The organism is Cellulomonas wangleii, assembly GCF_018388445.1.
Lineage (GTDB): Bacteria > Actinomycetota > Actinomycetes > Actinomycetales > Cellulomonadaceae > Cellulomonas > Cellulomonas wangleii.
This window is the reverse complement of sequence record NZ_CP074405.1, coordinates 783,789-806,614: the sequence shown is the minus strand read 5'-3', so window position 1 is coordinate 806,614 and position 22,826 is coordinate 783,789. Positions and strand designations below refer to the sequence as shown.

Annotated in this window: 18 protein-coding genes; 11 read left to right on the top strand and 7 right to left on the bottom strand. The window is 76.9% G+C overall.

Features of this window, described 5'->3' with window-relative positions; genetic code table 11:
* Nucleotides 1–44: 44 nt before the first annotated feature.
* The 3 genes from KG103_RS03940 to KG103_RS03930 are packed head-to-tail and all read right to left on the bottom strand — an operon-like array spanning nucleotide 45 to nucleotide 4,572.
* Nucleotides 45–3,092: a sacsin N-terminal ATP-binding-like domain-containing protein gene (locus tag KG103_RS03940; protein WP_207340555.1), complete on the bottom strand. Its 3,048-nt coding sequence runs from the start codon at nucleotides 3,090–3,092 to the stop codon at nucleotides 45–47.
* The gene (locus KG103_RS03935) at nucleotides 3,089–4,186 is read right to left on the bottom strand and encodes a DUF3027 domain-containing protein (RefSeq protein ID WP_207340554.1); all 1,098 of its coding nucleotides are present in this window, start codon (nucleotides 4,184–4,186) and stop codon (nucleotides 3,089–3,091) included. Before KG103_RS03935 ends, KG103_RS03940 begins: the two co-directional genes overlap by 4 nt.
* Before the next feature lie 2 nt (nucleotides 4,187–4,188).
* Entirely contained in the window at nucleotides 4,189–4,572 is a 384-nt protein-coding gene (locus KG103_RS03930; RefSeq protein WP_207340553.1) for a cold-shock protein, read from the bottom strand.
* A gap of 189 nt (nucleotides 4,573–4,761) precedes the next feature.
* Here KG103_RS03930 and KG103_RS03925 point away from each other — a divergent pair, with 189 nt between their 5' ends.
* Complete coding sequence (locus KG103_RS03925) at nucleotides 4,762–6,501, top strand: hypothetical protein (protein WP_207340552.1); 1,740 nt, start codon at nucleotides 4,762–4,764, stop codon at nucleotides 6,499–6,501.
* Nucleotides 6,502–6,535: 34 nt separating this feature from the next.
* Nucleotides 6,536–6,874, top strand: coding sequence for a TraR/DksA family transcriptional regulator (locus KG103_RS03920; protein ID WP_207340551.1), 339 nt, complete (start codon nucleotides 6,536–6,538; stop codon nucleotides 6,872–6,874).
* A 4-nt stretch (nucleotides 6,875–6,878) separates the two neighbouring features.
* On the opposite strand, the gene KG103_RS03915 is transcribed toward KG103_RS03920, so the two are convergent.
* Complete coding sequence (locus KG103_RS03915) at nucleotides 6,879–8,126, bottom strand: M20 metallopeptidase family protein (RefSeq protein WP_207340550.1); 1,248 nt, start codon at nucleotides 8,124–8,126, stop codon at nucleotides 6,879–6,881.
* Nucleotides 8,127–8,255: 129 nt separating this feature from the next.
* On the opposite strand from KG103_RS03915, the gene KG103_RS03910 reads away from it, so the two are divergent.
* The 5 genes from KG103_RS03910 (at nucleotide 8,256) to KG103_RS03890 (ending at nucleotide 16,578) form a co-directional block, all read left to right on the top strand.
* Nucleotides 8,256–10,589 carry a helicase-associated domain-containing protein gene (locus KG103_RS03910; protein ID WP_207340549.1) on the top strand — a complete coding sequence of 778 codons (2,334 nt, stop codon included), beginning with the start codon at nucleotides 8,256–8,258 and terminating at the stop codon, nucleotides 10,587–10,589.
* 35 nt (nucleotides 10,590–10,624) lie between these two features.
* A complete protein-coding gene (locus tag KG103_RS03905; RefSeq protein ID WP_207340548.1) occupies nucleotides 10,625–12,271 on the top strand; it encodes a DNA repair helicase XPB in 1,647 nt (548 codons plus the stop codon).
* A 244-nt stretch (nucleotides 12,272–12,515) separates the two neighbouring features.
* A complete protein-coding gene (locus KG103_RS03900) occupies nucleotides 12,516–13,556 on the top strand; it encodes a GNAT family N-acetyltransferase (RefSeq protein WP_207340547.1) in 1,041 nt (346 codons plus the stop codon).
* Between the two features lie 78 nt (nucleotides 13,557–13,634).
* Nucleotides 13,635–15,701 carry a TPM domain-containing protein gene (locus tag KG103_RS03895; protein WP_207340546.1) on the top strand — a complete coding sequence of 689 codons (2,067 nt, stop codon included), beginning with the start codon at nucleotides 13,635–13,637 and terminating at the stop codon, nucleotides 15,699–15,701.
* A gap of 97 nt (nucleotides 15,702–15,798) precedes the next feature.
* Nucleotides 15,799–16,578, top strand: coding sequence for a PspA/IM30 family protein (locus KG103_RS03890; protein WP_207340545.1), 780 nt, complete (start codon nucleotides 15,799–15,801; stop codon nucleotides 16,576–16,578).
* Between the two features lie 84 nt (nucleotides 16,579–16,662).
* On the opposite strand, the gene KG103_RS03885 is transcribed toward KG103_RS03890, so the two are convergent.
* Nucleotides 16,663–17,445 (bottom strand): type 1 glutamine amidotransferase, encoded by a 783-nt coding sequence (locus tag KG103_RS03885; protein WP_249670779.1) that lies wholly within the window; start codon nucleotides 17,443–17,445, stop codon nucleotides 16,663–16,665.
* Nucleotides 17,446–17,635: 190 nt separating this feature from the next.
* Between KG103_RS03885 and KG103_RS03880 the strand changes: the two genes are divergently transcribed.
* From KG103_RS03880 to KG103_RS03870, 3 genes are all read left to right on the top strand, one after another.
* Nucleotides 17,636–18,364, top strand: coding sequence for a response regulator transcription factor (locus KG103_RS03880; protein ID WP_207340544.1), 729 nt, complete (start codon nucleotides 17,636–17,638; stop codon nucleotides 18,362–18,364).
* Nucleotides 18,361–20,040 (top strand): sensor histidine kinase, encoded by a 1,680-nt coding sequence (locus KG103_RS03875; protein ID WP_249670770.1) that lies wholly within the window; start codon nucleotides 18,361–18,363, stop codon nucleotides 20,038–20,040. Before KG103_RS03880 ends, KG103_RS03875 begins: the two co-directional genes overlap by 4 nt.
* Nucleotides 20,041–20,124: 84 nt before the next feature.
* Nucleotides 20,125–20,919, top strand: a complete 795-nt coding sequence (locus tag KG103_RS03870) for an HD domain-containing protein (RefSeq protein ID WP_207340543.1) — start codon at nucleotides 20,125–20,127, stop codon at nucleotides 20,917–20,919.
* Nucleotides 20,920–20,995: 76 nt separating this feature from the next.
* On the opposite strand, the gene KG103_RS03865 is transcribed toward KG103_RS03870, so the two are convergent.
* Complete coding sequence (locus KG103_RS03865) at nucleotides 20,996–21,286, bottom strand: WXG100 family type VII secretion target (RefSeq protein ID WP_207340542.1); 291 nt, start codon at nucleotides 21,284–21,286, stop codon at nucleotides 20,996–20,998.
* A gap of 165 nt (nucleotides 21,287–21,451) precedes the next feature.
* Here KG103_RS03865 and KG103_RS03860 point away from each other — a divergent pair, with 165 nt between their 5' ends.
* Nucleotides 21,452–21,721: a DUF4031 domain-containing protein gene (locus KG103_RS03860; protein WP_207340541.1), complete on the top strand. Its 270-nt coding sequence runs from the start codon at nucleotides 21,452–21,454 to the stop codon at nucleotides 21,719–21,721.
* A gap of 88 nt (nucleotides 21,722–21,809) precedes the next feature.
* Here KG103_RS03860 and KG103_RS03855 read toward each other — a convergent pair whose 3' ends face one another.
* Complete coding sequence (locus tag KG103_RS03855; RefSeq protein ID WP_207340540.1) at nucleotides 21,810–22,787, bottom strand: energy-coupling factor ABC transporter permease; 978 nt, start codon at nucleotides 22,785–22,787, stop codon at nucleotides 21,810–21,812.
* Between the last annotated feature and the right edge of the window lie 39 nt (nucleotides 22,788–22,826).

The window sequence follows — 22,826 nt, the reverse complement described above, 5'->3', positions numbered from 1 at the left end:
CCCGCTAGTGACCTGAATCGGTAGTTGCTCCTGCTTCGGGCGTTTCACCCGATCACGAGGTCGAGGGCCGCGTCGCCGTCGTCCGGGTCCCCCAGCAGCGCCGCCACGGCACCACGGGACGCCCACCGGCCCGTCGCCCACGCCAGCGCGGCCGCCAGGCCCGCCACGTGCACGGCGTGCATCCGGGCGTCGGCGCCCGCACCCTGCACCCACCAGTCCACGGGCTCGCCGCCGATGCGCAGGTCGTCGTGCCGCCACCACACCGTGGGGGCGTCGGGCAGCAGCGCGAGCAACGCGTCCGGCACCTCCTCCGGGTCGCCGCCGCCGACGTCGGCGTCCGTGCCGTCCGACGCGAGCGGCAGGTCCAGCAGGTCCGCGACCGTCCGGGCGGCACCGGCGTCACTCCCGTCGGCTCCCGGCACGGGCACCACGGGGACGTCGGACGTCGCGCGCTGCCACCACCGGGGATCGTCGGCCACCGCGGCGTCGTCCACCACCTGCGCGACGCCCGGCCCCACCAGCGCGACGACCGTCGCCGGGGGCTCCTGCGGCCCCGCACCGCGGGCCCACGCCCGCCACACGTGCCCCGCGACGTCCAGCGGCACCCGCGTGCCCACCGGCCCCAGCCGCTCCAGCAGCACCGCCCACCGGTCCGGCGGCACCTCGGCCAGCGACCCGATCCCGCCCAGGGCCCGCAGCACCGTCGCGTCCAGCCCGTGCAGCAGGTCAGGCGCCGGCGGCACCAGCGCCGCGGGCAGGCCGCGCGCACCCGGCAGGGCGAACACCTCCGGCACCGGCAGGTCGGCCCGCGTGCGCAACCACCACGCCGTGTACGACGGGCCGGTGGCCGCCGCACCCTCGCCGCGCACCGGCGTCACCAGCGCCGCCCGCAGCGCCGGGGTGCCGGCCACGTGGGCCAGCAGCGCCGGCCAGCACGCGTCGTCCACGGCGTCCAGGTCGGCGACGGCCGCCACGTCGCCGCAGTACGTGCCCGGCCCCAGCACGTCGGCCAGGTCGGCCACGTACTGCTCCCAGCCGTCCAGCGAGGCCGCAGCCAGCGCCGCCGGGTCGTCGCCGTCGTCGTCCGCCACGCCCGCGACGACGTCCGGCACGGTCGTCACCACCAGGTCGTCCCGCACGCCCACGGCCGCCAGGACGTCCCGGCCCCACCGCTCCACCGCGTCCGCGGCCACGGGCGCGAGCACCCGGTCGTCCAGCAGCCGCGCCGCCGCGCCGCCCGGCAGCACCAGGCCGTGCGCGGGCGCCGGCTCGCCGTCCGCCGCGTCGAGCGTCAGCAGCCCCAGCCACACCGCCGCGTCCGGCGGCACCGCCCCGGCCGCCGCCACCACGTCCAGCACCGCGGCGGTCACCTCGTCCGCGTGCTCCAGGTCGTCGTCGTCCGCCTGCCCCAGCACCGCCGCTCTCAGCGCCGGGTGCGCCAGCAGCCCGGCCGCGTCGAGGCGCTGCGCACCCAGCCGCGCCAGCAGCGGACGCACCACCGCCGGGTCCGCGACGCGCAGGCCCCACGACCGCAGCGCGTCGAGCGTCGCCGGCGCCAGCCCCGCCACGTCGTCGTCCAACAGCACGACGCCCCGCGGCCCGCGCACCACGCGCCCGTCGACCAGCGGCACCGGCAGCGCCGCCAGACCCTCGCGCGCGGTCGCGTCCTGCGCCGCCGCGTCGAGCGCGTCGTACAGGGCGATCCAGTCGACGTCACCGCCGGTCGGCAGCTCGTCGACCACCTCGGCCAGCGTGCGCTCCTCGACGCCCAGCGCGCGCAGCGCCGCCGTCCCGGACGGCGGCACCCGCACCAGCCCTGCGACCACGGCACCGAGCGCCGTGACGGCAGGGCCGTCCGACAGGTCCCGCACCACCGTCGCCCGCAGCGGCGGCACCAGGTCGTCGTCCGGCGACGCGGGCACCAGCAGCGGCGTGCGGACCAGCGCCGCCAGCGCGTGCTCGCGCAGCGCCGCGTCGATCGCACCCGCGGCCAGGCCCGTGGGCACCAGCGCCGCCGCGTCCTGCCCGGCGGCCGCCAGCCGGCCCACCAGCTCGGCGTACGCCTCGCCCGCGCGGGCCAGCACCTCGTCCGTCAGCGGCCCGGGCACCACGTGGCGGCGCGACGGGTCCAGCGGCAGCGTCGCCACCAGCACCGCCGGCAGGGAGCACGGCTCGTCGGTGGGCGTGGGCGCGTGCACCACCCGCGGCACCGTGCCGCCCGGCGCGTCCTCGGGGACGCGGGGCAGCGCCCACGTCACCCGCCACGCGCGTGCCGTGCGCTGCTCGACCGGACGGTCCGCGACGACGCCCAGCGGCACCTCGCCCCCCGCCGTCAGGACGTCCCAGCGGTCGTGCACGTCGGCCAGGCGGCGTGGCCACTCCCCCTCGACGTCGACCAGGACCTCCACGAGCCCCGGCAGCGCCAGCAGCAGCAGGTCGTCCACGTCGGACAGCAGGGACCGCACCTCGTCCAGGGCGGGCGCGTCCCGCAGCTCGAGGACCACCGCGGTGTCGTACCCCGACGGCGGGCGGCCCTCGGTCGGCCACGGCAGGCGCAGCGCCGGCAGGGACCCGTCACGGCGACGCACCTCGTCCGCCAGCGCGGCCCGGCCCTGCGCGGCCTCCTGCGCGGCCGTCCGCCCGACGGCCTCCCGCGTGTCCGCGAGCGAGAACCGCACCGCACCGGACGTCGAGCAGACCGTCACCTCGTCCGCGACGGCCCGCACCGCCGCGAAGCCGACACCGAAGCGCCCGACCGTGCCCGCGCCGGCGTCCCGCTTGGCCGACGCCCGCAACGACGCCATCGACGCGACCCCCGCCGCGTCCAGGGGTGAGCCGGTGTTCGCGGCCACCAGCACGGCCGTGCCCTCGTCCGTCGTCGCCACGCGCAGCAGCAGCCGCCCCGCGACGCCCGCCCGCGTCGCTGCGTCCGCGGCGTTCTGCGCGAGCTCGACCAGCACCCGGTCGCGGTAGTACCCGCGGGCGTGGTCCTCCTCGGTGTTCGCGTCCTCCCGCAACCGCGTCGGGGACGCCCGCCACGCCTCCAGCACCGCGCCGCGCAGGGCGTCGGTTCCGAAGACGTCGACGGTCACGACCCGTCGGCGGGTCGCGCGTCGGCGTCCGTGTCCGGGGCGACCTCGGTGTCGGGGACGACCTCGGTGTCGGGGACGACCTCGGTGTCCGGGGCGACCTCGGTGTCGGGGAGGACCTCGGTGACGACGACCTCGTCGAGGACGGCGACAGGCTCGGCCTCGGCAGCACCGTCGTTCCCGGCGACCGGGTCGCTCTCCGCTGCCGGCTCGGCCTCGATCACCGGCTCGGCCTCCGCGACCGGCTCGGCCTCCGCGACCGGCTCGGCCTCGGCGACGGGCTCGGCCTCGGCGACGGGCTCGGGCGCGTCCGCGGCGGTGTCGACGGCCGCGGACGGCCGCCGGCGGGCGGGCAGCTCGAGCACGTCGACCGCGTTCTCGTCGAGCAGCGGGTCCGCCGCGGGCCACTCGGTGGGCGCGGGGTCCACGTCGGTCTGCGAGTGGGCGCCGCAGCCGTGGTCCAGGCTGACGACCTTGCCGTCGTCCGGCGACCACTCGTTGGCGCACACCGCGAACAGCGTGCCCAGCGACCCCTGCAGCGGGACGAGGAACCCGCACGACCCGCACGCGCCGGCCGACGCGACCGACCCGGGCGTCGCCGGGCCGCGCGACCCGCGGTACCAGCGCTCGGCGGCCTCGGAGATGCCCAGCGGCGACAGCACCCGCACGCGGGCCAGCGCCAGCTCGTCGATCGCGACCTCGTCGACCTCGGGGTCGCCCGTGGGCGTGAAGCCAGGCTCCAGACGCGGGTCGTCGGGACGGAAGGGCAGCACGTCGCCCGGGCCGATGTCACCCGGGCGCAGCCGCTCGGACCACGGCAGCCACGGGCGCGCCAGGACCGCGTCGTCGCCGGGCAGCAGCTCCGCCTCGCAGACCGTGGCCGTCCGCCCGCGCGGCACCCGCGCGACCGTGACGGTCCAGGCCCAGCCGCGGTACCCGCGCGCGGTGCAGGCGAACCGGTGGGACACCAGCCGCTCCGCCTCCCGCACGGCACCGAGGTACTCGCCGACGTCCTGGGGCTCCTCCGCGATCTCGACCGCGACCTGGCGCGCGAGGTCGACGGCGCGCTCCAGCACGGCGTCCTTGACGGCTGCCACGCTCAGGCCTCGAGCTTGTCGGCCACGCCACGCAGCAGCGTGGCGAACTGCGCGGCACGCTGACCCTCGGGGTAGCGGCCGCGGCGCAGGTCGTTGCCGACCTTGTCGAGCACCTTGATGAGGTCCTCGACCACCACGGCCATCTCGTCCGCCGGGGGGCGCTTCGCCTTGACCACCGAGGGCACCGGGTCCAGGACGGTCACGGACAGGGCCTGCGGTCCGCGACGGCCGTCGGCCACGCCGAACTCGACCTTGGTGCCCGGCTTGGGGGCCGTGACCCCCACGGGCAGCGCGGAGGCGTGCAGGAAGACCTCACCGCCGTCGTCGCCTGCGATGAAGCCGAATCCACGCTCGGTGTCGAACCACTTGACCTTGCCGGTGGGCACTTCCGCTCCTTCAGCGCCGGACACATCCGCGAGCACTCCCGCAGACCGTCACCAGGCTACCGGGCCGGGCCCGGGTTCACGCTCCGCGGACCGCCCCGGACCCCCCGTGACGTGCGCTCGTGCGGGTGAACCCGCAGCACGGGCACGCCCGCGGTCGCTAGGGTCACCGCCGAACGGGAGGAGCACGACATGACGGACAGCCCCTTCGGCCTCTGGACCCAGGAGTCCGACCACGCCCAGTCCCGCCGGATCAGCGAGCTCACGGGCGAGCTCGAGAGTCTCCACCGCTCGCTGCAGGTGCAGAACCGCACGGCGTCGGCCCTGCGCAGCGACCTGGCGTCGCTGCGCGGGTCGATCGAGACGCGGCTGACCAGGCTGTCCGAGGCCTTCGACGCGTTCGTCGAGCTGAGCTCGCTGCGCGACCAGCTCTCGTTGGTGGCCGGCCCGGCGCTGGTGCGGCAGGCGGCGCGCGCCCGACTCGTCGCGCTCGGCACCCCGGCCGGCGGCGACGGACCCGTCCTGGACGTCAGCGGCGCGCCCGCCGCGCCGGGCTACTGGCTCGCGGACGCGGTGGCCGCCCTCGGCCCCGACGACGAGGGCGCCGCTCAGCGCGCCGCCGCGATCGACCTGCGCCGCACCGCCACGTTCCTCACGGTGGCCGGCGCCGCCTGCGGGCGCGCCGACCTGGTGGCCCGGTGGGCACCCGACGCCCTGGGCACCCTCGACGCCACCCGCCCGGTGACCCGGGCCCAGCGCGTGCTGTGGCTGGCCGCCGCCGAGGGCCGGCTGGGGCCCGCCGCCCGGACCGCGCTGGTCGAGCGGCTGACGGCTGCCGTCGCGGACGTCCCGGACGCGACGGCCGAGGAGGCGGTCGCGGCGTGGACCGAGCAGCTCAAGGGCGCGCCCTACCGCGGGTCGAGCGTCGCCGGCGCCCCCGAGGTCGCGGAGGTGCGGCGGGGGGCCGACGGGCTGGGCCGGCTGCAGGAGCTCATGACCCCGCCGCCCGCCGCCGGCACGGACGCCGCCGGGGACGCCCCCGCGGACGACTCGGGACCCGACCCCCTCGTGACCGAGCTGGTCGACGTGCTGCGCGCGCTGATCGACGAGGGCGCGGAGCAGGAGTCGCACCTCATGGCCCGGGTGGCCGAGCTGGAGGCCGTCGTGACCGGGCGGGAGGCCCCCGGCCCGCCGTGGGACGCCGCCGCCGACGACCTGCTCGCGCTGCTGCGCGCCGACGCGCTCGAGCGTCGGGACCCGGTGGGCGACGTGGCCCGGGCCGCGTGCGCGCCGTGGGTCCTGCGGGCCGCCGACCGGCTGCTCGCCACCGCCGAGGTCCCCGCGCCGGAGGTGCTCGAGGCGACGGCCGCCGGCCTGACGCTGCGCGCCCGCGCGGGCCGGGCCGAGGTCGAGGGCACCGCGCAGGCCCTGGCCCGCGCGTCCACCCCGCCGCAGCCGGTCACGCCCCGCAGCACCCGGCTGACGGCCGGCCTGGCGGCCGGTACGGCGCTGCTGTGGGTCATGACCGCAGTGACCCGCGGCGACGCGCAGTGGCTGCTGGTCGTGAGCGCGTTCGCGCTCACGATCACCGTCGGTGCGCGCGGCATGCTTCACGCCGTCGGCCGGCGGAACGAGGCGGAGCGTGCCGCGCGCGCCGTCGCCGCCGTCCGGCGGGAGGCCGACCGCCTGCTGGCCCGCGTCGAGAGCGTCGCGGCCGAGATCGCGCGCCACCGGCACAGCGCCCAGGAGTCGCACGCACAGGTGCGTGCCGGGCTCACCACCACCCCGGGCGGCACGGCGACGACGCCCGGTCCGGCGCCCTACGGCGACCCGGACGGCGCACCCGTCGCCGGCCCCGGGGATGCCCTGCCGCCGGCCACCGCCGTCGGTGTGCGCGTCGGTGAGGCGTCGGACGTCGTGGACGGCGCCTGACGTGCGTGTCAGGACCGGCTGGTAGACCGGGGGCGTGGACCACGACCGGGCGCGCGCGCTGCTGCTGGAGCTGCGGCGCGACGCCGTCGCACGACTGTCGGGGCTGGGTGACGCCCACCAGGACGTCGTCGACGCCGCCCGCGGCGCCAACGTGGACGACGAGCACGACCCGGAGGGCGCGACGATCGCGTTCGAGCGCGCCCAGCTGGAGGCGCTCGCCGACGGTGCGCACCGCCGCCTCGCGGAGGTCGACGCAGCCCTGGGCCGGCTGGCCGACGGCACGTACGGGACGTGCGCGGTGGGCGGGGAGCCCATCGACGACGCCCGCCTCGAGGCGCGGCCCACGGCGACGACCTGCGTCGCGCACACCTGACGGGTCAGCTGCCCTCGGCCAGCCGGTCGAGGGCGAGCGCGGCCAGCACGGCGGACCCCGCCACCAGGGCCTCGTCGTCGAAGCGGGCGCGCGGCGAGTGGTTGTACGGCGCGGTGCGGAAGTCCTCGCCCGGGGGCGTCGCGCCCACGAACACGAACGCGCCCGGCACCTGCTGCAGCACGTACGAGAAGTCCTCGGCGCCGGGCACCGGCGCGGGTGCGTCCTGCCAGGCGTCCGCACCGAGCACGTCGTGCGTGACCCGGCGGGCGCGCGCCACCTCGTCCGCGTCGTTGGCGGTCACCGGGTAGCCCCGCTCGTACTCGACGGTCGCACGCATGCCGTGCGCCGCCGCGACGTGCTCGCACAGCCGCGCGACGCGCTCCGGCACCGCCGCGTGCGTCGCCGCGCTGAACGTGCGGACCGTCGCCTCGAGGTGGGCCACGTCCGGGATGATGTTGTCCTTGGTGCCCGCCTCGACCCGGCCGACCGTCAGCACCACCGGGTCGAACACGTCGAACTGCCGCGTGACCATGGTCTGCAGGGCCAGCACCATCTCGGCTGCGACCGGCACCGGGTCCGCCGCCAGGTACGGCTTGGAGCCGTGCCCGCCGCGCCCCTGCACCGTGACGCGCACCGTGTCCGACGCCGCCATGAACGTCCCGGGCCGCGACGCGACCACGCCCAGCGGCAGCGTCGAGGCCATGACGTGCACGCCGTACGCCGCGACGACGGGCGTACCCGCCGCGTCCAGCACGCCCTCCTCGAGCATGAGGCGCGCCCCGTGCTCACCCTCCTCGCCCGGCTGGAACATCAGGACGACCGACCCGGCGATCTGCTCCCGCCGCGCCGCGAGCAGCCGCGCGGCGCCGACCAGGCCCGCGACGTGCAGGTCGTGCCCGCACGCGTGCATCACGCCCGGGTGCTGGGAGGTGAACGGCTCCCCCGACTCCTCGGTGACCGGCAGCGCGTCCATGTCGCCCCGCAGCAGCACCGCCGGGCCCGGCCGCGCCCCGCGCAGCACCGCGGTGACGGAGGACAGGGCCCGCCCGGTCGACACCTCGAGGTCCAGGTCGGCGAGCGCGTCGAGGACCAGACCCTGCGTGAGCGGCAGGTCGAGCCCGCGCTCCGGCACCCGGTGCAGCGCGTGCCGCAGCGCGGCGGTGCGCGGCAGCTCACGGCGCGCGTCGTCGCGCAGGGCCGCAAGGGCGACGGCGGGGTGCTCGTCCGGGGTCGTGGTCTCGTCCAGCGCCATGCGGTCACCCTGCCACAGGCAGGCCGCTGCCCTCCCGGGGTCGCGCACCGTCCGCCCGACGGCCGGACCGGGGTCACCATGGCCGGCCGACGCCTCACCCGACCCGCCGCCCCACGTATCGTGGTGCGGATGGCCACGTTCACCGGGTACCTGCGCGCACGCAGCGACGACGAGCTCGTCGCGCTGCTCGTGCGTCGGCCCGACCTGGCCACCCCGCACCCCGCGACCCTCGCGTCGCTGGCCGCGCGGGCCACCAGCCGGTCCAGCCTGGACCGGGCGCTGACCTGGGTGGACGCGCTGGTCCTGCAGGTCCTCGAGTCCGTCGTCGTGCTGACCTCGACGGTCGGGCCGCCCACGCCCGCGCAGGTGCAGGCGGCGGTCGGCGCGGGAGTGGACGACGCACCCCATGTGGCACGTGCGGTCCAGGACGCGGTCGCGCTCGCGCTGCTGTGGCCCGACGACGACGGCACCCTGCACGCCACGCCCGGTGTGACCGACGCGCTGGGCGCGGCCGTCGCGGGCCTCGCACCGCCGGGCGCCGGTGACGACGACGAGACGGGCGACTCCCTGCCCGACCTCGTCGACGCCCCGCCCGGTGCGGCGTCCGTGCTGGACGCGCTGACGTGGGGCCCGGCCGTGGGACTGGTCCCGCCGCCGGGCACCGCAGCCGCGGACGCCGTGTCGTGGCTGGTCGGGCACGGGCTGCTGACCCGCGCCGACGAGCGTCACGTGCTGCTGCCGCGCCGGGTCGCGCTCGCGCTGCGCGCCGGGCGGACCCACCGCGCACCGGCCCTGGCCCCCGCGTTCGTCGACGCCCCGGTCCGCGACGCCGGCGTGGTGGCCGCCGAGTCCGCGCGCGCCGCGGAGCAGACCGTGCGCCTGGTGCGTCAGCTGCTGACCCGGTGGGAGCAGTCCCCGCCCGGCGTGCTGCGCGCCGGCGGCCTGGGGGCCCGCGACCTGCGCCGCACGGCCCAGGCGCTCGACGTCGACGACGCGCACGCCGCGTGGCTCGTCGAGACCGCGGCGACCGCGGGCCTGCTGGCCGACGACGGCGAGGAGAGCCCGTCGTTCGTCCCGACCCTGGAGGCCGACGTGTGGGCCGCGCAGGACGTCGCGCCCCGCTGGGCGACGCTCGCGCGGGCGTGGCTGACGTCGGCGCGCACCCCGTGGCTGGTCGGCGAGCGGGACGACCGCGGCACCCGGCGCGCCGCCCTCGACCCCGAGCTGACGCGGCCGTGGGTGCCGCGGCTGCGGCGCGCCGTGCTGGACGTGCTCGCGTCGGCGCCGCGCGGTGCGGCCCTGACCGCGGACGACGTCCACGAGGCGCTGCGCTGGCGCTCGCCGCGGTCGGTGCCGCCGCTGTCCGCGATCGAGGCAGTGCTGGTCGAGGCCGGGCGGCTCGGCGTGCTGGGCGCCGGTGCGCTCGCGTCGGCCGGCCGCGCGCTCCTGGCCGACGACGACGCGGGCGCGGCCCTCGCGGCGGACCTGCCCGCCCCGGTCGACGAGATCCTGCTGCAGGGCGACCTCACGGGCGTGGTGCCCGGGCGGCCGGGGCCCGACCTGGAGGACCTGCTGGAGCTCGCCGCCGAGGTGGAGTCGCGGGGTGGTGCCGTGACCGTGCGGTTCACCGCCGACTCCGTGCTGCGCGCGCTCGACGCGGGCACCACGGCCGACGACCTGCTGACGCGGCTCGGGGCCGCCGCGCGCGGCCGCGTGCCGCAGCCCCTGGAGTACCTGGTGCGGGACGTGGCCCGCCGCCACGGGCGGCTGCGGGCCGGTGCGGCGTCGTCGTACGTGCGGGCCGACGACCCCGCGCTGCTGGCGGGCCTGGTCGACGACCCGCGCCTGGCGTCCTTGCGGCCGCGTCTGCTGGCCCCGACGGTGCTGGTGGCCGACGCGTCACCGGCCGAGCTGCTGGACGCCCTGCGGGCGCGCGGCCTGGCGCCCGTCGCCGAGGACGCCCGCGGTGCCGTGGTCCACGCCGTCGCCCCCGAACGGCGGGTGCGGGCACGCCCCCGCCGGACCGCGCCGGTGCACGAGCGACCGCTGCCGGAGCGCGCCGCGTCGGTCGTCGCGACCCTGCGCCGCGGTGACCCCCCGGCGCCGGTCACCGCCGGGCGGGCGACGGACCCGTCGGGGGTGCCCGTGGGTGCCGCTGACGGGGCCGTCGCCCTCAGCAGCGGTCGCCGCGGTCCGTCGTCCGACCCGACCGCACCCTCCGCACGGCGCCCCGCCGGCGGAACACCGGAGCCCGGTGACGCGTTGGTGGTGCTCCGTGAGGCCGCGCAGGCGCGGACGGCCGTGTGGGTCGAGATCGTCGGCCCCGACGGGCGCGCCGACCGGCGGCTCGTGCGGCCGCTGAAGGTCGAGGGCGGCCGGCTGCGCGCGCTGGACCCGCGCCGCGAGGCCGAGCTGACCGTCGCCGTCCACCGCATCGCCGACGTCACCCACGCGACCGACTGACCCGCACGCCTGCCCCCGACCCCCCGGAGAAGCCAGTGCCCGACGGCCCGCTCATCGTCCAGTCCGACAAGACCCTCCTGCTGGAGGTCGACCACGACCAGGCCGACGCGTGCCGCCGCGCCATCGCCCCGTTCGCCGAGCTCGAGCGCGCGCCCGAGCACGTCCACACCTACCGGCTGACGCCGCTGGGCCTGTGGAACGCACGCGCCGCCGGGCACGACGCCGAGCAGGTCGTCGACACGCTGCTGGAATACAGCCGGTACCCGGTGCCGCACGCGCTGCTGGTCGACGTCGCCGAGACCATGTCCCGGTACGGGCGGCTGCAGCTGGTCCAGGACCCGGTGCACGGGCTGGTGCTGCACGCGCTCGACGCGGCCGTCCTCGCCGAGGTCATGAAGTCGCGGCGCACCGCCGGACTGCTCGGCGAGCGGATCGACAGCACCGACGTGATCGTGCACCCGTCCGAACGGGGCAACATCAAGCAGGTGCTGGTCAAGCTCGGCTGGCCCGCGGAGGACCTCGCCGGGTACGTGAACGGCGAGGCCCACGAGATCGACCTCCTGGAGGACGGCTGGTCGCTGCGGCCGTACCAGAAGCAGGCCGTCGACGGCTTCTTCCACGGCGGGTCGGGCGTCGTGGTGCTGCCCTGCGGCGCCGGCAAGACGCTGGTCGGCGCGGGCGCGATGGCACGGTCGTCGACCACCACGCTGATCCTGGTGACCAACACCGTGTCCGCGCGGCAGTGGCGCGACGAGCTGGTGAAGCGCACGACGCTCACCGAGGACGAGATCGGCGAGTACTCCGGCACACGCAAGGAGGTCCGCCCCGTCACCATCGCGACGTACCAGGTGCTGACGACGAAGCGGAAGGGCGTGTACACGCACCTCGAGCTGCTCGACGCCCGCGACTGGGGCCTCATCGTCTACGACGAGGTGCACCTGCTGCCCGCGCCGATCTTCCGCATGACCGCGAACCTGCAGGCGCGCCGCCGCCTGGGGCTGACCGCGACGCTCGTGCGCGAGGACGGCCGCGAGGACGAGGTGTTCTCCCTGATCGGCCCCAAGCGGTTCGACGCACCGTGGAAGGACATCGAGTCGCAGGGGTACATCGCGCCCGCCGAGTGCGTCGAGGTGCGTCTGACGCTGCCCGACCACGAGCGCATGGCGTACGCGACGTCGGAGCCGGAGGACCGGTACCGCCTGGCGGCGACCGCGTCCGGCAAGAACCGCGTCGTGGACTCCCTGGTGGCGAAGCACGCGGGCGAGCAGACCCTGGTGATCGGCCAGTACCTCGACCAGCTCCACGAGCTGGCGGAGCACCTGGGCGCGGACCTCATCACCGGCGAGACGACCGTGCGCGAGCGGCAGCGGCTGTTCGACGCGTTCCGCACCGGGGAGATCACCACGCTCGTGGTCTCGAAGGTCGCGAACTTCTCCATCGACCTGCCGGAGGCGTCCGTCGCCATCCAGGTCTCCGGGTCGTTCGGGTCCCGCCAGGAGGAGGCCCAGCGCCTGGGCCGCATCATGCGCCCGAAGGCCGACGGCAAGACCGCGCACTTCTACACGGTCGTGGCCCGCGACACCGTCGACCAGGAGTTCGCCGCCCACCGGCAGCGGTTCCTGGCGGAGCAGGGGTACGCCTACACGATCGTCGACGCCGAGGACCTGGGCGTAGCCCGGTGAACCGTGGGGGCGCGCGCAGCCGCACCCGCGGGGCACCGGGCGCAGCCCGGGGCCGACCACAAGCACCGGGACCTGGGCGTAGCCCGGTGAACCGTGGGGGCGCGCGCAGCCGCACCCGCGGGGCACCGGGCGCAGCCCAGGGCCGACCACAGGCACCGGGACCTGGGCGTAGCCCGGTGAACCGTGGGGGCGCGCGCAGCCGCACCCTGTCCGCATGACCGCACGTCCGCACGAACAGGAACCGATGACCCTCCTCCAGCTGACCCCCGACCTGCTCCCGACCGCGCTGCCGAGCGGCTGGCGCGCGCACGTCCCCGGGCCCGACGACGTCCCCGACCTGCACGCGCTGCGGGCCCGGCACGAGGTCGTGGCACGGGGTGCGCGGACGGCCGGGGCGGACGCGACGCAGGCCGAGGTCACGGGCGACGGCGCCGGGACGCGGGTGCACGTGGTGGTGCGCGACACCACGGGTGCCGCCCGCGGGTGGGCGACGGTGACCGACCGTGCGGCCGGGCGCGTGCTGGTCGCGGTCGTGGTCGACCCGGACCTCGACGACGCCACGGGTGACGAGGTGGCGGCGGCCCTCTTCGCCTGGGCGGAGGCCGCCGGGCTCGCGCTGGCCCGCGCACGCGGGCTCACCCGCACCCAGCTGGACAGCGGTGCCTTCGACGCGGACCCCCGCCAGCAGCGTCGCCTCGTGGCCGCGGGGTACGCCCGGGTCCGCCGGTGGTGGCAGATGCGCCGGCCCGTGGGCGACGACGACCGCGGGCTCCGTCCGACGGGACCCGGTGTGGTCGTGCGGCGACTGCGACGAGCCGCGGACGGGGCGCCGGACGAGCGTGACCTCGTCGCGTCGCACGACGTGCTGGAGCAGGCGTTCGCCGACCACTTCAACCACCACGAGGAGACGTTCGACGAGTTCCTGGCCCGGCTGCGCGCCGACCCGGGTCACCGCTGGGACCACTGGTGGATCGCTGAGCTCGTGGACGGTGCCGAGCCCGCACCGGTCGGTGTGCTGATCGCGAGCGCGTCGGTCGACGAGCAGGGCCGCGCCGTCGGCAGCTACGTCGAGTACCTGGGGGTGCTGCGCACGGCGCGCGGGCGCGGTGTGGCGCGCTCCCTGCTGGACGCGGTGGTCACGGACGCCGCCGAGCGGGGGCGGACGCGGGTGGCCCTCGAGGTCGACGCGGACTCCCCCACGGGTGCCGCCGACCTGTACGTGCGGTGCGGGTTCAGCACGTCGTACGTGACGCAGTCCTGGCACCGGTACGTCGACGTCACCTGAGGCCGGACACCGGCCCGGCGGAACCCGAGCGCGGCCGGGCGCGTTGCCACAGGTGCAGGCCTGAGAAAGGATCGAGACGTGCATCTTGCTCGTCGTGCCCTCCACCCGTTCGCCGCCGTCGCCGTCGGGGCGGTGGTGCTCGTCGCCGGCGCGGGCGGTGCCGCCGCGGAGGCGCCGTTCGACCTGCGCGGGGAGACCGTCGTCGACCCCGCGGGGGTGCTCGACGACGTGCCGGCCGTGCAGGACGCGGTCGACGAGGTGCGCACCGAGACGCCCTACCGGCTGACGGTCGTGTACGTCGACACGTTCGACGGGTTGTCGCCCGACACCTGGGTGCAGCGCACCGCGGAGGCCTCCGGGCTCGGGTCGTCCGATGCCGTGCTGGCGGTCGCCGTGGACGACCGGGAGTACAGGCTGGCTCCCCGGAGCCTGGGGTCCCTCTCGTCCTCCCAGCTCGACCGCGTCGCCGACGACGTCAAGTCCGACCTGGCGAGCGAGGACTGGGACGGGGCCGCGATCGCGGCCGCGGAAGGCATCGTCGCGGCGGCGAACGGCGAACCCGTCGGGTCGGGGTCGGGCGCGTCGGGCGGGTCGTCGGGCGGCGGGTTCACCGTGGTGCTGCTGCTCGGGTTCATCGCCATCGGGGCGGTCCTGCTGTTCACGTTCCTGCGGCGCCGACCGCAGCCGACGGGCACGCTGCGCGACACCGCGGGCGCCACGCGGGTGGCGGGTGCCGCCGACGAGTTCACCGCGCTGCCCACGGCCGAGCTGGACCGCCGCTCCGCCTCGGCGCTGGTGGCGCTCGACGACGCCCTGCGCTCGTCGGAGGAGGAGCTCGGGTTCGCCCAGGCGCAGTTCGGTGAGGACCAGACGCGCGGCTTCGAGACCGCGCTGGTGCAGGGCAAGCAGACGCTCACCGAGGCGTTCCGCCTGCGGCAGACGCTCGACGACGACGTGCCCGACACCGAGGAGCAGGTGCGGGCCACGTCCGCGCAGATCCTGCGGCTGTGCGGGCAGGTCGAGCAGCAGCTCGACGAGCAGAAGGACGCGTTCGACCGGCTGCGCGCCATCGAGGCCCGCGTCGACGACGCGCTCGCGGCCCACGACCGCGAGGCGCAGCGCCTGCGGGGCCGCGTGGAGCCGGCGCGCGCCACGATCGTGACGCTGACCGCGCGCTACTCCCCCGACACGCTCGGCTCGGTCGCGGGCAACGCGGACCAGGCGGCCCGGCTGCTGGACGACGTCGAGACGACCATCGGGCAGGGCCGGGAGCGTTCGGGCTCCGGCGACCGGGCCGCGGCCGTCGGCTTCGCACGTGCCGCCGAGGAGGCTCTCGCGCAGGCCAGGACGCTGCTGGACGCCGTCGACTCGGCCGACGCGGACCTCGCGACGGCCGGCGCGCGCCTCGACGCCGGCATCCGCTCGATCACGTCCGACCTGGCCGACGCCGAGCGGCTGGCGCCCGGCGACCCGCAGGTCGTGCCGCACGCGCAGGAGGCGCGCGCGGCCGTCGAGGCGGCCACCGCCGCACGGGCGGGGACCGGTGACCCGCTCGCGGCGCTGCGCCGCCTCACCGACGCCGAGGCCGCGATCGACGCGGCCCTCGCGCCCCGGCGCGACGCCGAGGAGCGCGGCCGGCGGGCGCGGGCGCTGCTCGACGACACGCTCGGCCGCCTGGACTCCGCGGTCCGCGCCACCACCGACTACGTCAGCACGCGGCGCGGCGCGGTCGGCCCGCAGGCCCGGACCCGGCTCGCCGAGGCGGACCGGCTGCGGCTGCGCGCGCTCGACCAGCGCACCACCGACCCCGAGACCGCGCTGGCCACCGCCCAGCAGGGTGAGCGGCTGGCCGCGGAGGCGCAGCGCCTGGCGCAGATCGACGTCGAGAACGCCCGGTACGACGACCACGACCGCCACGGCGGCACCGGGGGCGGCAACGACATCGGCGGCATGATCCTCGGCGGCATCCTCATCGACTCGATCCTGCGCGGCGGCGGACGCGGCGGCGGCGGCTGGGGCGGCGGAGGCGGAGGCTTCGGCGGAGGGTTCGGCGGCGGCGGACGCGGGGGCGGCTTCGGCGGCGGGTTCGGCGGCGGGGGGCGCGGCGGCGGCTTCGGCGGCGGCGGACGCGGCGGCGGGTTCTGACGCCGCAGCAAGCTCACGCGGCCGCCGAGAGCGGCGGACGCGGCTCGTGACACCGGACGGACGGTCCGGGTCGGCACCACAGGGAGGGCACGACACGATGACCGAGAAGCAGTCGATCTTCGGACGGATCGCGCAGCTGGGGCGCGCGAACATCAACGCGCTCATCGACCAGGCCGAGGACCCGCAGAAGATGCTCGACCAGCTGGTGCGTGACTACACCAGCTCGATCGCGGACGCCGAGAAGGCGATCGCGCAGTCGATCGGCAACCTGCGGCTCGCCGAGCAGGACTACAACGAGGACGTCGCCGCGGCCCGCGACTGGGGCCAGAAGGCGCTCGCCGCGTCGTCGCGTGCCGACCAGTTCCGGGCGGCGGGCGACACCGCCAACGCGGACAAGTTCGACAACCTCGCCAAGATCGCGATCGGCAAGCAGCTCACCGCGGAGCAGGAGGTCCGCGACGCGGAGCCCGTGATCGCCTCGCAGCGCGAGACGGTCGAGAAGCTCAAGTCCGGCCTGGCGCAGATGAAGGACAAGCTCGGCCAGCTGAAGTCGCGGCGCGACACGCTCGTCGCCCGGCAGAAGTCCGCGCAGGCGCAGCGCCAGGTGCAGGAGGCGATCGGCTCGATCAACGTCCTGGACCCGACGAGCGAGATCGCGCGCTTCGAGGAGAAGGTGCGCCGCGAGGAGGCGTACGCGATGGGCCAGGCCGAGCTGGCCGCGTCGACGCTCGACTCGCAGTTCGCCGAGCTCGAGTCGGCCGGTGCGGAGATCGAGATCGAGGCGCGGCTCGCCGCGCTCAAGCAGGGCAGCTCGCCGCGGCAGATCGAGGCGACCACGGTCACCCCCGCCGTGGGCACCCGCACCGACGACGCCTGACCCGCACCCCGTCCGACGGTGACGGCCCGGCCCCCGCGGGGACCGGGCCGTCGTCCGTACGAGGGATCGACGAGGCGGTGAGGGTCAGGGGCGCGTGCGGCGCGCGAACGCGCGGTCGTGCACGACGTTGACGAACGCCTGGGCGACGGCGCGCCCGGCCGCCTCGACCTCGGCGGCCCGCTCGGTCATCTGGGCGACCACCGCATCGGTGTCGACCCGGTCGTCTCCCTCGGCCCAGCCGCGCAAGGTCGTCAGGCCCGCCTCGGGGTGGAACTGCACGCCCCACGCACTGCCGATGCGGAACGCCTGGAACGGGTAGGTGGCGGACGCCGCGAGCCACACGGCGCCGCGCGGCAGGTCGACCACCGCGTCGGAGTGCATGCTGGGCAGGGGGGTGCTGCGCGCCGCCCCGGCGAGCGGGACCAGCGGCGCGACGAGCGAGTCCGTCGCCGCCTCGGGCCGCCACCGCACGTCGATCACGCCGGCCTCGCACCCGGGGGGCGCGGCGACCTGGACGCGTCCGCCGCGGGCGACGGCCAGCAGCTGGGCACCCAGGCAGATGCCCAGGGCCGGGACGTCGGTGGCGCTGACGACGGCCAGGAGGTCACGCAACGGGCGCAGCCACGGGGCGGCGTGGTCGTCGTAGGCGGACATCTGCCCACCGAGCACGAGCAGACCGTCGCCGACCTCCGTCGGGCCGGGCAGCGCGTCCCCGAGGTCGGCGCGGACGAGCTGGACGTCGACGCCCGGCAGCCACTCGGTGAACCGGTCGAGGCCCACGTCAGGGGAGCTCTGGACGACGGTCACGCGGGGTGCGGTGCCGGCGGCGGAGGTGTCGAGCGTGCGGTCGCTGAAGTCAACGGTCACCCGTCCACGGTAGTCGCCGGGGCGTCACGGGCCGACCGTCCAGGTCACGTGTCCATCACGATCGTCGTGGTGCCGGCGTGCCCCGGGACGTCCGTTCCGGCTGTGGTGCCCGGTCGCGGGGGCCCTGCCCGCGTGCACGCGTCCTGCGCGTACTCAGGCAGCTCCCAGGATCCGACCCCAGACTGGGAGGATGACCAGCACGCCCAGTGCGCCGGAGGCCCGGCTGCTCGTCGTGGACGACGAGCCGAACATCCGCGAGCTGCTCGCGACGTCGCTGCGGTTCGCTGGGTTCGAGGTGCACGCCGCGGCGGACGGCCTTTCCGCGCTGCGGCTGGCGCGGGACACGGACCCCGACCTGGTGGTGCTGGACGTGATGCTGCCCGACATGGACGGCTTCACCGTGACGCGGCGCCTGCGGGAGAAGGGCCAGCACGTGCCCGTGCTGTTCCTCACGGCGCGCGACGACACGGCGGACAAGGTGCAGGGCCTGACGGTCGGCGGCGACGACTACGTCACCAAGCCGTTCAGCCTCGAGGAGGTCGTGGCCCGGATCCGCGCGATCCTGCGCCGCACCCAGCCGGACGACGGCCTGGGTTCCCACGTGCTGCGCTACGCGGACCTCGAGCTCGACGACGACACGCACGAGGTGCGCCGGGCGGGGCACGAGGTGGAGCTGTCCCCCACCGAGTTCAAGCTGCTGCGGTACCTCATGCTCAACCCGCAGCGGGTGCTGTCCAAGACGCAGATCCTCGACCACGTGTGGCAGTACGACTGGGGCGGCGACGCGAACATCGTGGAGTCGTACATCTCCTACCTGCGCCGCAAGATCGACCACCTCACGGACGCCGACGGCAACCGCCTGCCGCCGCTCATCCACACCCGCCGGGGTGTGGGGTACCTGCTGCGCGAGCAGCCGTGAGCGGGACGACCGGCGCGGCGTCCGACGAGCACGTGCACGCCGCTGCTGGTGACACCGGTGCCGCCGGGCCGGGCGCGACGGCCGCCGCGTCGGACGCCGCGGCCGGGGCCCCGCCGCACCGTGGCCCGCTGGCGTCGTTGCGGGACGCCTGGCGGGCCGCGTCGCTGCAGCGCCGGCTGGTCACGATCACTGCGGTGCTGCTGGGTGCGGGCCTGGTCGTCGCCGCCGTGACGGCCACGACGTTGCTGCAGCGCAGCCTGCTTGCGCCGGTCGACGACAAGCTCGACGCCGAGGCCCAGGTGGTCGCGGAGGACGCCCTGGCCTTCCTCACCAGCGGCGGCGGGCAGATCGGCCCCACGGACTACTACGTGCGGGTGCAGACCTCGGGGCAGCAGGCGCAGCTGGCCGGCCACGCCTCGCAGCGGTCGTACGGCACGCCGCGCGTGGCCGACCTCACCGCGGACGAGGCCGCGGCGACCCGGGGGGAGCCGTTCACGGTGTCGTCGACGCGCGCCGGGTCGCGCTGGCGCGTGGTCGCGTACCCCTTCTCGGCACCGGACGGCACCACCGGGTCCGTGGTCGTCGGTCTGCCCCTGAAGGACATCCACAGCACCCTGGTGCAGATGAGCCGGACGCTGGTCGCCTCGGGCGTGCTCATCGTCGTCGCGGGGGTGCTGGTCGGCGGCCTGGCCGTGCGCCGGTCCCTGCGCCCGCTGGGCGAGATCGAGCGCACGGCGGCGAAGATCGCGGCGGGTGACCTCTCCCAGCGCGTGCCCGTCGCACCGCAGACCACCGAGGTGGGACGCCTGGGGATCGCGCTCAACGGCATGCTCACGCAGATCGAGGAGGCGTTCACCGCGCGCACGGCGTCCGAGGCGCGGATGCGCCGGTTCGTCGCGGACGCGTCGCACGAGCTGCGCACGCCGCTCGCGGCCGTGCGCGGGTACGCCGAGCTGTACCGGATGGGCGCCCTGACGACACCCGAGCAGGTCAGCGACACCATGCACCGCATCGAGGAGTCGGCGCGGCGCATGGGATCGCTGGTGGAGGACCTGTTGGCTCTGGCCCGGCTCGACGAGGGTCGTCACGGCCGGCTGGGCCCGGTCGACCTGACCGTCCTGGCGGCCGACGCGGTCAGCGACCTGCGGGCGCTGGACCCGCAGCGCCCGGCGCGCCTCGAGGCGCTGGGCGGTGTCAGCGGTCCGCGCGTGGTCCGCGGGGACGAGGTGCGGCTGCGGCAGGTGCTGGCCAACCTGGTGGGCAACGCGGCGCGCCACACCCCGCCGGGCACACCGGTCGAGGTGGTCGTCGGTGCGGGGCAGGACGGCCGCACGGCCGTGCTCGAGGTGCGCGACCACGGCCCGGGCATCCCGCCCGAGCACGTCGAGCGCGTCTTCGAGCGCTTCTACCGCGTCGACCCCTCGCGCACGCGGGACTCCGGCGGCTCCGGGCTCGGCCTGGCGATCGTCGCCGCGATCGTCGCGTCGCACGACGGCCGCGTGACCGTGCACGAGACGCCCGGGGGCGGCACGACGGTCCGCGTCGAGCTGCCCGTCGCCGGCCCCCGCGGGGTGGCCGACGGACCGACGGACGCTCCCGGCGTGGACACGGGCGCAGGTGCGCCCACCGACGGGGCGACGGAGCCCGGTGACGGCGTCCCGCCCGGTACGCGCTGACTGCCCGACCCGCGGTCCACCACTCCCCCGGGCGGGGGAGTGGCTACGATGGCGCTTCCTTCGCCATCGTCGTGAGGCTGATCCATGGGCGTCCAAGACGCACCCGCCTGGCTCGTCCCGGCGTTCACCAGGAACGTCGTCGAAGCCGGCGGCACCGCACCCGCACCTGACATCCGGCGTACCGCCGAGGGTCTGCTCGACCGCTGGACCCGGCCGGAGCGCCACTTCCACAACCTGCGGCACCTGGTCGACGTGCTCGCGCGCGTCGACGAGCTGGACGAGGAGGCGCACCACCCCGAGCTCGTCCGGCTGGCCGCCTGGTACCACGGCGCCGTGTTCGACTCCGCCGACGGCAAGGCGTACGCCAACCGCGGCGGCGAGGACGAGGCCGCCAGCGCTGTCCTCGCCCGCGAGGAGCTCACGGGCCTCGGGGTCCCGGAGGGCAACGTGCGGAAGGTCGCCGCGCTGGTCTCGGCGCTCGTCCGCCACGCGCCGGACCCCACCGACTCCGACTGCGCGGTGCTCTGCGACGCGGACCTCGCGATGCTCGCGACCGAGCCCCAGCGGTACAAGGCCTACCTGCAGGACGTGCGGGCCGAGTACGCCCACCTGCCCACCGAGGACTACGTCCGCGCCCGTATCCGCATCCTCCACAAGCTGCTGGCCCGCCCCTCGCTGTTCGTGAGCCCGCTCGCCCAGCCCTGGGAGGAGCCCGCCCGCCAGAACGTGTCGGCCGAGCTCCAGCGGCTGGAGAAGGAGATCGCCCGGCTCGAGGCCGCCGACGCGGCGGCTGCCGCGCCGGCCGCGGACGGCGCCGCCGCGCCGGACGCGGCACCGTCCGTCCCGACGCCGCACACCTCGGGGACCGGACGGCCCTGACTCCGGCCACGTCGCGCGGCGTCCTGGCCGCCGGGCGGGCGCCCCGAACCGGTGCGCCCGCCTGCCGGGGCGGCTCTCAGTGCGTGAAGAGCCGCGAGGCATGGGCCTCGGCCTCGGCGTAGGTCCGGGCCGCGGCCTGCATGGCCGTCGCGATCTGCGCCAGCGACTGCTCGACGCGCGCCTGCGTGACGTTCCACTCCCCCACCACGGCGCCGAACGCGCCCGCGGCCCCGCCGCGCCACGTGGCCTGCAGCTCGGTCAGCTGACGCTGCATCGCGGCGACCTCGGACTGGATGCTCGCGGACCGTGCGAGCACGCCCGCCGCCGACCCGTCGAGCTGTGCGCTGTCGACCTCGTACCTGCTCATGGACGTCCTCCCGTGCACCGTCGCTGCCGCGGGCCGCGGCACCGTGACGACGGCACGTCCCCGACGCTAGGTGCGCCGCGACCGCGGGCCCGGGCGCGCCGGCAGGGCTGTGGACGCCGGGTCCCGCGGTGGGGCTGTGGTGCGTTGACGCCGTACCCTCGCCCGGTGACCGTGCTCGTCGACCCGCCGCTGTGGCCCCGTCACGGCACCGTGTGGGGTCACCTCGTGAGCGACACCTCGTACGGCGAGCTGCACGCGTTCGCGGCCCGGGCCGGCCTGCCGCGCCGGGCCTTCGACCTCGACCACTACGACGTCCCCGTCGAGCGCTGGGACGACCTGGTCACCCTGGGCGCGCAGCCGGTCAGCACCCGCGAGCTGGTGCGCCGGCTGCGGGCGTCGGGCCTGCGGGTCCCGGCCCGCGACCGCCGCGGCTGACGCCCCGGTCCGACGCCGCGTCTGACGCGCCACCCGCGGACGCCGTGGCGGTGGACCGGGCGCGGCGTGCGCCCGGTCCACCGCCGGGTCAGCGACCGACGGCGACCACTCGCGGCCGCGCGACGGCGCCCGCGAGCGCGACCGCGACGACCAGGCAGACCACCACCCCGATCGCCCCCGCGACTCCGACGGCGAGCCCGCCGGCCTCGCCGTAGTCCGCCAGCGGGAGCCCGGCCAGCGCGTGGTCGCGTGCGGCACCGGCGAACCCGGTGCGCGCAGCGGTGGCCTCGAGCCCGTCGGGTGCCGCCGAGGCGACCGCGGACAGCGCCACCGCCGCCAGCCCGGCCACGCCGGTCAGCAGCCCGGCGGGCAGCAGCGCACCGGTCCGCGCGGGCCGGCCGCCCCGCGCCGTCAGCGCCGCGACCTGCGGCCGGACCGCGACGACGACCGCGACGACCGCGCCGGTCAGCACGGCCTCCCCCAGCCCGATCAGCAGGTGGACGCCCAGCATCTGCCCCGCGAGCACGCCCAGCGGCACCGCGACCGTCCCGCCGACCGCGTACAGCCCGACGAAGGCCGCGGCCGCGGCGACGACGCCGGCCGCACCGCCGGCAGCGGCCGCGACCGGTCCCAGCACGCGCACGTCGGGGTCGTGGGCGCGCCGGCGGGCCACGCCCACGACACCGCGCGCGACCGCCCAGCCCACCAGCGTCCCGACGACCGCCATGAGCAGCGTGCTGGTCCCCAGCGCCGTCAGACCGCCGTCGGCGAAGGCCACGGCCTGCACGACCAGCACGACGCTCACCGCCAGCAGGCCCCACGCGGGGCCCAGCAGCGCGGCGGCCAGCGCACCGCCCATGAGGTGCCCGCTGGTGCCGGCGCCCACCGGGTAGTTGAGCATCTGCAGGCCGAACACGGCGGCGGTGGTGGCGCCGACGAGAGCCGGGTGGGGGCCGCCCGCGCGGTCGCGGCGCGCGCGCAGGGCCGCCGCCACGACGGCGGTGCCGGCGACGGCGGCGGTGGTGGCCGAGGTCGGGTCGGTCAGGAACTGGTCGGGGACGTGCATCGTCGTGCTCCTTCGGGTGCGGGGTCCACGGGTGGGACG